The organism is Candidatus Andeanibacterium sp. (assembly GCF_057143545.1).
In genome coordinates, this window is record NZ_DBNHSF010000146.1 from 1 (window position 1) to 11,429 (window position 11,429).

Annotated in this window: 9 protein-coding genes; 4 read left to right on the forward strand and 5 right to left on the reverse strand. The window is 64.4% G+C overall.

The genetic code is table 11. The features are described 5' to 3' along the window. The 5 genes from AC16XC_RS08490 to AC16XC_RS08510 all read right to left on the reverse strand — a co-directional run. Positions 1–671: phytase (locus tag AC16XC_RS08490; protein WP_484034217.1), on the reverse strand; the 671-nt coding region annotated here is incomplete at its 3' end. Next, a complete protein-coding gene (locus AC16XC_RS08495; protein WP_484034218.1) occupies positions 671–3,505 on the reverse strand; it encodes a TonB-dependent receptor in 2,835 nt (944 codons plus the stop codon). The genes AC16XC_RS08490 and AC16XC_RS08495, both read right to left, overlap by 1 nt. 132 nt (positions 3,506–3,637) lie before the next feature. Further along, positions 3,638–7,240: a hydantoinase B/oxoprolinase family protein gene (locus AC16XC_RS08500; protein ID WP_484034219.1), complete on the reverse strand. Its 3,603-nt coding sequence runs from the start codon at positions 7,238–7,240 to the stop codon at positions 3,638–3,640. Between the two features lie 17 nt (positions 7,241–7,257). Further along, entirely contained in the window at positions 7,258–8,412 is a 1,155-nt protein-coding gene (locus AC16XC_RS08505; RefSeq protein ID WP_484034220.1) for an alpha-hydroxy acid oxidase, read from the reverse strand. 4 nt (positions 8,413–8,416) lie between these two features. Further along, complete coding sequence (locus tag AC16XC_RS08510) at positions 8,417–9,151, reverse strand: SDR family oxidoreductase (RefSeq protein WP_484034221.1); 735 nt, start codon at positions 9,149–9,151, stop codon at positions 8,417–8,419. 305 nt (positions 9,152–9,456) lie between these two features. On the opposite strand from AC16XC_RS08510, the gene AC16XC_RS08515 reads away from it, so the two are divergent. The 4 genes from AC16XC_RS08515 to AC16XC_RS08530 form a co-directional block, all read left to right on the forward strand. Next, complete coding sequence (locus AC16XC_RS08515) at positions 9,457–9,753, forward strand: hypothetical protein (RefSeq protein WP_484034222.1); 297 nt, start codon at positions 9,457–9,459, stop codon at positions 9,751–9,753. Then, positions 9,750–10,202, forward strand: a complete 453-nt coding sequence (locus AC16XC_RS08520; RefSeq protein ID WP_484034223.1) for a hypothetical protein — start codon at positions 9,750–9,752, stop codon at positions 10,200–10,202. The genes AC16XC_RS08515 and AC16XC_RS08520 overlap by 4 nt, the downstream gene beginning before the upstream one ends. Continuing rightward, positions 10,199–10,414 (forward strand): helix-turn-helix transcriptional regulator, encoded by a 216-nt coding sequence (locus tag AC16XC_RS08525; RefSeq protein ID WP_484034224.1) that lies wholly within the window; start codon positions 10,199–10,201, stop codon positions 10,412–10,414. Before AC16XC_RS08520 ends, AC16XC_RS08525 begins: the two co-directional genes overlap by 4 nt. Positions 10,415–10,480: 66 nt before the next feature. Beyond that, a partial coding sequence (locus AC16XC_RS08530; RefSeq protein ID WP_484034225.1) for a hypothetical protein occupies positions 10,481–11,429 on the forward strand: 949 nt, incomplete at its 3' end.

The window sequence follows — 11,429 nt, forward strand, 5'->3', positions numbered from 1 at the left end:
GCGGCAAACCTCCAGATGCCGCCGACTTCCTCCCCGATATAGAGATCGCCATTGCGGGTGTCGGCGACGCAGCCTTCGGGCTGGCTCGGAACCTTGAGCGTGCGAACCACGGCACCGCTCACGGTTGCGCCCAGGGTGATGCGGACGTCCTCGATCACGCCCTCCTTGAGCACCGAGAAGGCATGCAGCCCGTCTTCGGCGACGAGCAGGCAAATGCCGTAGGCCTCGCCCGCGCCGCCCGGAACGCTGCCAAGCAGTTCGAGCGCCGGCGTGTCGGTGTCGAGGCGGTAGATGCGCAGCTGCGCCGCTTCGAGGTCGTTGCGGTCGCTTGCGACCACGATCACGCCTTGCTCGCCAAGATCGACCAGGTCGACATTGTTGAGATGGCCGCCCGGATCGAAGAACCGGCTCACCCCGTCGAGCGTGTAGACGTGCAACCCGGCCTTCTTGTCGGTCCCGACGATCAGGCTCGCTACCGGACTTTCGGGATTGCGCCAGATCGCCGGATCGTCGGCGGCATCCTCGCCATTGCCGGTGCCGACCGGTTCGGTCTCGCCCGCCGCCGTTACGGAGACGGCGGGCCACGGACCCGCCGCCGTCTCGCTTTCGGACGACTGGTTGCACGCCGCTAGCGCCGTTGCCAGCGCCAGAAGCGCATTCGCCTTTCGCATCAGAAGTTCACCCGGGCGCCGAACTTCATGGTCCAGTTGTATTCCTCGTATTGCAAGAGGTTCCGGCGGCCGCCGAACGTGTTGTAGGCGAAGTATTTGGCATTGTTGATGTTGATCCACTCGTAGAAGAGCTGGACGTTCTGGGTCACCCGAAACTTCGCTGACAGGTCGAGCTGGAAGTGATTGTCGACAATGCGGTCTTCCTCCGCCTCGTCGCCGGCCTCGTCGAGATAGGAATCCCGGTAGGTGCCCGAAAGACGCAGGTCGATTGGCCCCTTGTCGTATCCCAGCACGGCGTTGAACGTGTTCTGCGCGGATGACGGCAGCGTGATCTCACGCAGGTCGGTCGGGTCGCCGTCGGTCGGGATCAGGCCGGTTGCATCGGTATAGGTGTAATTGGCCTGGAACAGCAGCCCGTCGAACGGCTCGGGAAGCGAAGTGAAGGCCTGGGAATAGCCCAGTTCGAAGCCGAAGATTTCGCCGCTATCGCCGTTGATCGGGATGACGGCCTCGTCAAACGCAATGCCGCGATAGGTGCCATCCTCGACAACCGTGTCGACGATGAAGTTCTTCACGTCCTTGTAGAACACCGCCCCGCTGATCGCGCCGTTGCCCGACAGGTAATATTCGAGCGAGGCGTCGAAGTTCCAGGCCTCGTAGGGCAGCAGGTCGGGATTGCCGAATTCGCCTTCGCGCTCGTCCTCGTCGTTCTGCTCGACAAAGAAGCGCGGGGCGAGCCTGGAGAGCTTCGGCCGCACCAGGCTGCGATAGCCCGCAAGGCGGACCACCAGGTCGTCCTGGGCTTCCCAGCGCAGGTTGAGGCTCGGCAACCAATGCTCGTAGTCCCGCTCATAGGTGATACCCGAAACGATCACCGTATCGTCGGTCGCCGTTCCGCCGCCCGGCAGGGTGCCGTCTTCCTCGACCAGCAGCACATCGTTGCCCGACATGAAGTTCGAGGTGTGCTCGTAGCGCACGCCGCCGATCACCCGCAGGGTCGCACTGTCCCACCGGCCGAGCAAATAGCCGGCCATGACGTCTTCCTCGACCGTATAGTCGGAAGTTGCGGAATCGAAGGCCGAGTCCACGGGCTGGAATTCGAAATCGTTCATATTGGCCAGAAAGAAGTCGGTTGAACCGCTATAATTCGGCAAGGGCTCGATCTCGGCGATGCGATAGGTCTGCGCCCCGAGCACGTCGGCGAGCGTGAGATCGTCATGCTCCCAGAAGCTGACATTGAAGTTGTAGCTCTTGTCACGCCAGCGGCCCTTGAAGCCGCCCTGAACGGTGAAAGTGCCGCTGTCGGTATAGAATTCGCGGCCAAGGTCGAACTTGGCGGCATATTCCTCGTCCTGCGAATCCGAAAGTTCGGTGAACTCGATATCGTTGAGCTCGTATTCCGACGGATCGAAGAACAAGCCTGCATTGGCACCCGAAACCGAATACATCGGCAGGCGCATGTCGGAATAATCGAAGCTGACGACGACATCTTCGTTGTCGTCCGGATCGAAGCGGCGACGGAATTCGGCCGGATCGACAGAGCCATCTTCGAGTTCGGAGCTTTTTGCCCAACTGGCCGAATATTCGGCTAGCCAGCCATTGCTCCGGGTCTCGCCGCCAAACGTGAGCGAGCGGATCTTCTGGCTTTCGTAACGGTCCTTGATGTCGCGTTCGACTTGCACGCGCTCATCCGCGGCACTGAATGTCGCAGCCATGCCGTTGATCGAGCTTGCATCATCGAAATCACCGAGATCGAAAGTCAGACGGCGGCGATATTCCTGGTCGTTGAATTCGCTATAGAGGCCGCGCAAAAAGAGCTCGGTCGTATCGCCGACCTTGAAGTCGAATCCGAGCGAAGCGCTGATGCGTTCGCGATGGACGTCGTAATCGCGGTACTGGACTTCCTGTGCGAAGATGCCGCTGCCATCGTCTTCCCAGCCATCGGCCTCGATATTGTCGGTTTCGAATTCGCGCTTGTAATAGCTGATACCGCCCGAAACGCCCACGCCCTCGCCCAGTCGCGCGGCGAAATCGACGCTCCCCTTGGGCGTCACTTCGCCCGAATAGTCGTTATAGCTGCCTTCGATCTCGGCGGTAACCTGGTCCCGACGGAGCGAGAAGGCGCTGGTGGTGTTGATCTCGATCGACGCGCCGATCGTGTCGGCATCCATGTCCGGCGTGAGTGACTTCTTGACCTCGATCGATTCGATGATGTCGGACGAGATCACGTCGAGCGCCACCGAACGGACATCGCTTTCGGGGGCGGGAAGCCGGACACCGTTGATCGAGGTCGCGTTGAGCTCGGGATCGAGGCCCCGGACCGAAACGAAGCGGCCCTCGCCCTGGTCGTTGAGGACATTGACACCCGGCAGGCGGCGAAGCGATTCGGCGACGTTCTGGTCGGGAAACTGGCCGATCGCGTCGCGCGTGATCGCATCGCCCACCGTATCGCTTTCGCGCTTGAGCGAGAGCGAACTGGCCTGGGTCGCGGCCTGGCCAACCACCAGGATCTCGCCGGCTTCGCCGAGGGCGATGTTCAAAGTCACCGTACCGGTTGCAGGCACTTCGACCGTGCGGCGCACTGTCTGGGCACCGATATAGCGCGCCTCGATCGTGTAGGTCCCGGCGGGAAGTCCGGCAAGCAGGTAGCCGCCATCGCGCCCTGTGGTCGCCACGCGATCGAGTTCGACCACCCGGACCTGCGCCGATTGCAGGGCGACCGTATCGGTAGCGTCGAACACGAAACCGGCGACTTCGCCGGCCAGGGCGGGCGTGGAGATGTTGGCGGCGACCGCTAGGGCGGCGCTGGAGACGAAAAGGCGAGTGGCGTTCATGGGTGTCCTCCGGTCCTGTGGATGCCGGAGCGCTAGAGGCCGGTTGTGACTTAGCAGCTACGCAACGGTTACGACTGGATGACACTCACAGACTGTTGTCCCGTCGCCACACTCACAGGCGTGCGATAGCCGTCAATCCTGATCTTCGCCAAAGCCTCCGCCGCCGGGCGTGGCGATTTCGAAGCGGTCGCCCGGTTGCATCTCCACGCTGGCCGATGGTCCCAATTGCTCGACCGAACCGTCCGCGCGCAAGACCCGATTGACGCCCGCTTGCCCGGCCTCACCTCCGCCAAGGCCGAACGGGGCATTGATCCGCCGGCCCGAGAGGATGCCTGCGCTCATTGCCTCGAGAAAGCGCACCCGCCTGATCGCCCCATCGCCTCCGGCGTGCCGGCCCCGGCCGCCGGAGCCGCGGCGAATCGAGAATTCTTCCAGCAGTACCGGAAACTTGCTCTCGAGCACTTCCGGATCGGTCAGGCGGCTGTTGGTCATATGCGTCTGGATCGCATCGCAGCCATCGAAATTCGGCCCGGCACCCGAGCCTCCGGCGATCGTCTCGTAATATTGGTAGCTCTCGTTGCCGAAAGTGAAATTGTTCATCGTCCCTTGCGAGGCGGCCATCGCGCCCAGCGCGGCGAACAGGGCATCGGTGATCACCTGGCTGGTCTCGACATTCCCGGCGACGACCGCCGCCGGGTGCCGCGGCTTGAGCATCGAGCCATCGGGTACGATCAGCCTGATCGGGCGCAGGCAGCCCTCGTTCATCGGCACGGCCTGGTCGATCAGGGTCCGCACGACATAGAGCACCGCCGCGCGCACCACCGGGAGCGGCGCGTTGAAATTGTCGGCCAGCTGCGCGGAAGACCCCGTGAAATCGATCACCGCCTCGCCCGCCGCGCGATCAATTGTGACCGCCACTCTTACCTCGGCGCCATTGTCCATCGGGGCAGCGAAAGAGCCATCGGACAGGCGGCCGATGAGATCCCTGACTGCCGCCTCGGCCTGGTCCTGGACATGGCCCATATAGGCGTCGACCGCTGCGCGGGTCTGCTCGCCGGCAATCCGGCGCAGTTCCGCCGCGCCCCTGGCGCAGGATGCAATCTGCGCCTTAAGATCCTCGATATTCTGCTGCGGATTGCGCGAGGGGAATGGTCCTGAAGAAAGAAGGTCGCGCAATTGCCGTTCGCAGAATTCACCGCGGTCGACCAGCAGGACATTGTCGAGCAGAATTCCCTCCTGTTCGACCGAGATGCTGTCGGGCGGCATCGATCCCGGGGCAATCCCGCCGATATCGGCATGGTGCCCGCGCGCGGCCACGAACCAGGCCGGAGCACTATCCGCTTCAGCGGCAAAGACCGGCAAGATCACAGTGATATCCGGCAGGTGCGTGCCGCCGTCATAGGGCGCGTTGAGCGCATAGGCGTCGCCGGGACAGATTCCGCGACCGTCGCCGGTGCGGCGGCGGATGATCGTGCGGACGCTTTCGCCCATCGAGCCGAGATGCACCGGCATATGCGGAGCATTGGCGATGAGGTTGCCGGTACGGTCGAAAATCGCGCAGGAGAAATCGAGCCGCTCGCGGATATTGACCGAGCTCGCCGAATTCTGGAGCGCGACGCCCATCTCCTCGGCAATGGCCATGAACAAGGCGCCCATCACTTCGAGCCTCACCGGATCGAGCCTGGTTCCAAACGCTTGTGTTTCCCGTTCCGCCACGCGCGACAGGATCAGGTTGCCCAGGCAGTCGACCCGCCCTTGCCAGCCGGGTTCGATGACGATGGTCGAGACCTCGTCGACCACCAATGCCGGCCCGTCGCAGGTAAATCCTTCGGCAAGTCCGCCGCGCCGGAACAAGGGAGTCCGGTGCCTTTGCCCCCCCGAGAACAGCTCGACATGCCGGTCTGCCGCGCTCGATTCCCTCGGCAGAGTGATCGGCGGACGGACCCTGTCTCCAACGGCTATGGCTTCGACGCGCAGGCTCTCGGCCACCAGCCGATCAGGCGCGGCAAAGCCGAAACGCACACGCCACGCCTCGGCAAAGGCGCGGCGCATCCCGCCGAGCGGCTCGAACGGCAGCTCGATCGCGCTTTCGCTGCCTTCGGGACGGACGAACAGCGAAGCAGCGAGCCTGATCGCCTGATTGCCGCATTGGGATGCGAGTTCGGCCTCCGCTTCCTTGCCGGTGGCCGCGATCCGCGTTTCGATTTCCGCGTAGCTTGCCTCGTCGAGCGGCAGGAGCAGGCTCGCCTCGCGCACCACCCTGCGGTCGGCGAGGCCCATCCCATATGCCGAAAGCACGCTGGCGAGCGGATGGCACATGATCCGTTCGATCCCCAGCGCGTCGGCGACGAGGCAGGCATGCTGGCCCGCGGCCCCGCCGAAACTGACCAGCGTCGCACGTGTGACATCGTGACCGCGCTGGAGCGAGACCTGCTTGATCGCATTGGCCATGTTGGCGACCGCGACGGTGATGAAGCCTTCGGCGACCCCCTCGGGAGTCCGGGACACGCCCGTCGCCTGTCCGACCTCCGCGGCCACGGCCTTGAATTTGCTGCGAACAATCTCCGCATCGAGCGCCTCGTCACCATTGCGGCCGAAGACGCGGGGAAAATGGTCTGGCTGGAGCTTGCCGAGCATCACGTTGCAGTCGGTCACCGCCAGCGGCCCGCCGCGCCGGTAGCAGGCCGGCCCCGGCACCGCGCCCGCGCTTTCGGGCCCGACCTTGAAGCTTATCCCGTCGAAACTGCAGATCGAGCCGCCACCAGCCGCCACCGTGTGGATCCGCATCATCGGCGCGCGGATCCGGGTGCCGGCAACCCGGGTCTCGCTTTCGCGCTCGTAATGGCCCGCATAATGCGAGACGTCGGTCGAGGTCCCGCCCATGTCGAAGCCGATCACATGCTCGAAGCCGGCCTCCCGCGCGGTCGCGGCCATGCCGACGATCCCCCCGGCAGGGCCCGACAGGATCGCGTCCTTACCCCTGAACGCGTCTCCGGCAGCCAATCCGCCATTCGATTGCATGTAGAGCGCCTCGACCGCCGGACCGAGACCGTGCTGAAGGCTGGCGACATAGCGGCCGAGCACCGGAGAGAGATAGGCATCGACCACGCTGGTTTCCCCGCGTGCGATCAGCTTGATCAGCGGGGCGACCTCGTGGCTCACCGAAACCTGGGTGAAGCCGATCTCGCGCGCGATTGCGGCCAACTGCGCCTCGTGGCCGGTGAATTTCCAGCCATGCATCAGGACGATCGCAATCGCCCGCAGCCCCCTGTCGAAGGCCGACTGGAGCTGCCTGCGGGCCACGGCCTCGTCGAGCGGCAGATCGATCTCGCCCGATGCCATGACGCGTTCATCGATCTCGATCACATCGGCAAAGAGCGGCGGATCGCGCTCGATCCTGAGGGCAAAGATGTCGGGCCGCTCCTGCGTCCCGATCACCAGCGCGTCGCCGAACCCCCTGGTGATGGCGAGCAGCACAGGCTCGCCCTTGCGTTCGAGCAGGGCATTGGTCGCAACCGTGGTTCCCAGGCGCAATTCGGCCGGGGGCAATGGCCCGTCGCGGGTTCCGCTGAGGCGGCGCATCGCCTCGATCACGGCATCGTCATAGCGTTCGGGGTCTTCGGACAGCAGCTTGGCACGATGCATCGCGCCGTCGGGCCCCAGCGCGACCACGTCGGTAAAGGTCCCGCCGCGATCGGCCCAGAACTGCCAGGAAGTCTCGCCGCTATTCGCCATCACGCCCGCGTAACACGCTAGGCGAGCAAGTCGCCATCCACTTCGCCGAGATTGCGCGCGCCGAGCAATGCCATGCTGCGCGATATCTCTGACTTCAGGAGGTCGAGCGCGCGATAGACACCGTCCTCACCGCCACAGGCCAGGCCGTAAAGCGCGGGCCGGCCGACCAGGCAGCCCTTCGCGCCCAATGCCAGCGCCTTGACCACGTCGCTGCCCCGGCGGACGCCGCTGTCAAGCAGAACTTCGATCTGGTCGCCGGCAGCCGCAACGATATCCGGCAAGGCATCGACCGGCGCCATCGACCCGTCGAACCCGCGCCCGCCATGGTTGGAGACGACGATCGCATCCGCGCCGATCGCGGCGGCCCGGATCGCGTCGTCGGCCCGCAGGATGCCCTTGAGCACGAGCTTGCCCTGCCAGCGCTCGCGCAGCTTAGCGACCTCGTCCCAGTCGAGATTGTCCTGCTTGAACAACGCGCCGGGGCTGGCGCTCTGCGTCACCCTGTTGCGCAACCGGTCGGGCAGGTTGGCCTGCGAGGGGATGCCACCGCCCAATGCATAGCGCCCCATCACGCCCAGCAGCCAGCGCGGATGGAACAGGATGTCGAGCGCATTTTTCGGATTGAGCCGGAACGGCGTGCCGAAACCGTTACGCTGGAGATATTCGCGGTTGGGCGGCACCGGCAGGTCGAGCGTCACGAACAGCGCCTGGCAACCAAGCGTGGCCGCGCGATCGACCACGTCGAGCGAGAGCGAGCGGTCGGCCCACATATAGAGCTGGAACCAGATCGTCCCGCCCGCCCGCGCGATCTGTTCTATGTCCATTGTGCTTGCGGAAGAGACGGTGAAGGGCACCCCGGCCCGCGCGGCGGCCTTCGCCAGCGCCAGGTCGCCGTGATGCCAGAGTAGGCCCGCCGCCCCGGTCGGGGCGACGGCGAACGGGGCGGAGGAGGGGCAGCCCAGCAGCACGGCCGAGTTGTCGATCGTCTCGACGTTGCGCAATACGCGAGGCCTGAAGGTGACCGCATCGAGCGCAGCCCGGTTGCGCGCCAGGCCCAGTTCGTCCTCGACTCCGCGCTCGACATATTCCCAGACGCCGAGCGGCAGGCGCCTCTGCGCCCGCTCGCGCAGATCGGCGATATTGTAGCAGCCGAAGTTCGGCGGCCCGCCCATCGCCTCAACCGCGCCCGAGGAAGGGCAGCTTGTTCTGGACGATCATCGCCTCGTAGAAATTGAGATGATCGGGGATCGCAGTCATGTGAATGATCGCATCGGCAATATCCTCAGGGCTTGCCGCGAAATCCTTGTCGAGCTTGACCGCCCCCGGCGCAATCTCGGTCGCGACGATTCCGGGATTGAACATCGAGACCGCGATGTTGAATTCGCGCCCGTCGACCGCGAGTGCATGGGTCAGCCCGTCGAGGCCGTATTTGCTGGCGGTGTAGGCCGGCGAGTTGGCGCGCGGGACCCGCGCCGAGATCGATCCGATATTGATGATCCGCCCGTGTCCTTTGGTCTTCATGATCCGGAACGCCTCGCGCGCGCAAAGGAAGGCCGAGGTCAGGTTCGTCGCGATCACCCGGTCCCACAACTCCTTGGGCAGTTCGTCGACCGCGGTGCTGTCGGCGATCCCGGCATTGTTGATCAGCACGTCCACCGTACCGAATTTTTCGACGGCCTGCTTGAACAGGTTGGCAACCGCTTCCTCGCTCGTGACGTCGGTCGCGACCGCGAGCGCTTCGCCGCCATTGGCCCCGATTGTCGCAACCAGCCCTTCGAGCCGCTCCTTGCGCCTCGCCGCGAGCACGACCTTCGCGCCCGCCCTGGCATAACCCAGCGCGCAAGCCTCTCCGATCCCGGAACTTGCCCCGGTCACAACCACCACGCGGCCTTTGAGAATTTCGAGGTTCACCTTTGCTCTCCCAGTTCAAACCTTGCCATCCCCTCCAGAAAATCCGCGTCACTTGCAAGCCGGGAGTTTTCGCGCGATTCCTGAAAGACAAGTTATCTTGACATTATGTCTGAACATTCATACATCGCGATTCGTCAAGATAATTTGACATAAAGACGGAGGTACTTGACATGCGTGCTTTCCCTGCCCGTGCCGGTGAGGGGGCCACGAGCGGCGAGCGCCGCCAGGCCCGCAATTCGCGTGGCTTTGCCCTATGGGTTTTTCTGTTCATGGCCTCATTCATTGGGCTCCGCCCGGTATTCGGTATGAGCGGATGGGATAGCGACAGCATTTTCGCGATCGCGTTTTCCCTGATCCCGCTGATTCCCGGGGCCATGGCCTTCCGCGCTTTCATGCTCCTCTATCGCGAAAGCGACGAGATGCAGCGCGAAATGCTGACCGAGGGAGTGGTAACTGGCGCAGCCCTGGCAACGATATTCTGGGGCGCGATCCAGCTGCCCGAACATATCTGGCTGCCCAAGGTCAAGGCGGACCTGGTGATGGCCGTGTTGTTCCTCGGCTTCTCCGCCGGAATGATCCGCGCACGATTGAGGCGCGTATGAGCATGGAGCGCCTCAACATCTGGAGCTGGCATGGGCTCCCGTGGAGCGGCTTGCGCCCGCGGGACAAGGCCAATGAATGGCGCACCACGCTGTTCGCCTTCCTGTGGGTCGGAAGCCTGATCCCGATCCGGGCAGCTTCGCTTGCCGGTGCACCCGAATGGGCGATCTGGTTGCTCGGAGGAGCCTCGCTTCTATGCGGCTGGCTGTTTGCCCGTGCCTTCTGGCGGATGCTGCGCGAGGCGGACGAGCTGATGCGCCAGGTCCAGCTCGAGGCGCTCGCTGCCGGATGCGGTGCCGGGATAATCTGCGGTCTGACCTTCATGGCGGTGCTGACGCCCAGTGTTTGGGTCACGCTGGTCTTCTTCGTGGCGATGAGTTTCGCCTACATCCTGCGCATTACGCTGGCCGCCTTGAGGGCGACCCGTGACACTCCCGGAGACGAAGAATGAACAACCGGCTCCGCGTCCTGCGCGCCGAACGGCGCATCTCGCAGGCCGAGCTGGCCGAGCTGCTCGATGTGTCGCGCCAGACGGTGAACGCGATCGAGGTCGGCAAGCACGATCCCTCGCTGCCGCTGGCCTTCCGCATCGCGCGGGTCTTCGGCCAGCCGATCGAGGCGATCTTCTCGGATGGGCTGAGCGAGGCACAAGCCGCAGAATAGCAGGGCAGGAAATTCCGGTCGCATCCGACTGATGTCGGGGAGATCCGCCGAGGAAGGAACCAAGAGATGTTACATACCAAGACTCTCCTGATCGCCGGCGCGGCCTTGCTCGCGGCCGCCTGCGACAGCCCGGTGCTGGCGCAGACAGCGGAGGACGCGCTGGGCGAATGGCATGGAACCATCGCCTCGCCGCAGGGCGAGATCACGCTGGTGCTCTATGTGACGAAGGACGAGAACGGCGCGCTCAAGGGGCAGGTCGAGAATGCCTACCAGGCGCCCGGCACCATGGCCGATATCGATGCAATCAGCGTCGAGGACGGCCACCTGTCGTGGAAGATCGACCGCATCGGCGCCACCTTCGAAGGCGACTGGATCGAGGCCGAACAGCATTGGGCGGGCACCTTCAACCAGGGCATGCAGATGCCGCTCGCCTTCGAGAAGGGCCTGCCGCCGCCTTTCGCCGTGGTCGAAGGCATGGACGGGCGCTGGGAAGGCACCGCCGAACTCAACGGCGCGAAACTGCGCCAGATACTCGGTATCAGGACAGGCGAGCGGGGGACCGTGGTGATCTATGCCTCACCCGACCAGCTGATGATGGGCGCGCCGGTGCGCGACCTCGCGGTCGAGGGCGACGCGGTCACCTTCTCGCTGATGAACGGCATATCCAATTTCGCGGGCACGCTCAGCGCGGACCGCAGCGAGTTGACCGGCACCTTTGCCACCACGCTCAACGACAATGTCGCGACCGTCTCGCTGACGCGCGGCGATTTCGGCGAACGCGAACCGCCCAAGCGGCCGCAGAACCCACAGGAACCGTTCCCTTATGCGGCGGAGGAAGTGAGCTTCGACAACCCGCAATGGCCCGGCGTCCATCTTGCCGGGACGCTAACGATCCCCGAGGGAGAGGGACCCTTCCCCGCCGCGGTGATGATCACCGGCTCGGGCGGGCAGGATCGCGACGAAGCGCTGATGGGCCACCGCCCCTTCGCGGTGATCGCCGACCATCTGACCCGCA

Excerpts from the sequence above, each read along its gene's own strand:
- AC16XC_RS08495 (WP_484034218.1), bottom strand. The coding sequence starts at position 3,505 with ATGAACGCCACTCGCCTTTTCGTCTCCAGCGCCGCCCTAGCGGTCGCC.
- AC16XC_RS08500 (WP_484034219.1), bottom strand. The coding sequence starts at position 7,240 with ATGGCGAATAGCGGCGAGACTTCCTGGCAGTTCTGGGCCGATCGCGGC.
- AC16XC_RS08505 (WP_484034220.1), bottom strand. The coding sequence starts at position 8,412 with ATGGGCGGGCCGCCGAACTTCGGCTGCTACAATATCGCCGATCTGCGC.
- AC16XC_RS08515 (WP_484034222.1), top strand. The coding sequence starts at position 9,457 with ATGAGCGGATGGGATAGCGACAGCATTTTCGCGATCGCGTTTTCCCTG.
- AC16XC_RS08520 (WP_484034223.1), top strand. The coding sequence starts at position 9,750 with ATGAGCATGGAGCGCCTCAACATCTGGAGCTGGCATGGGCTCCCGTGG.
- AC16XC_RS08525 (WP_484034224.1), top strand. The coding sequence starts at position 10,199 with ATGAACAACCGGCTCCGCGTCCTGCGCGCCGAACGGCGCATCTCGCAG.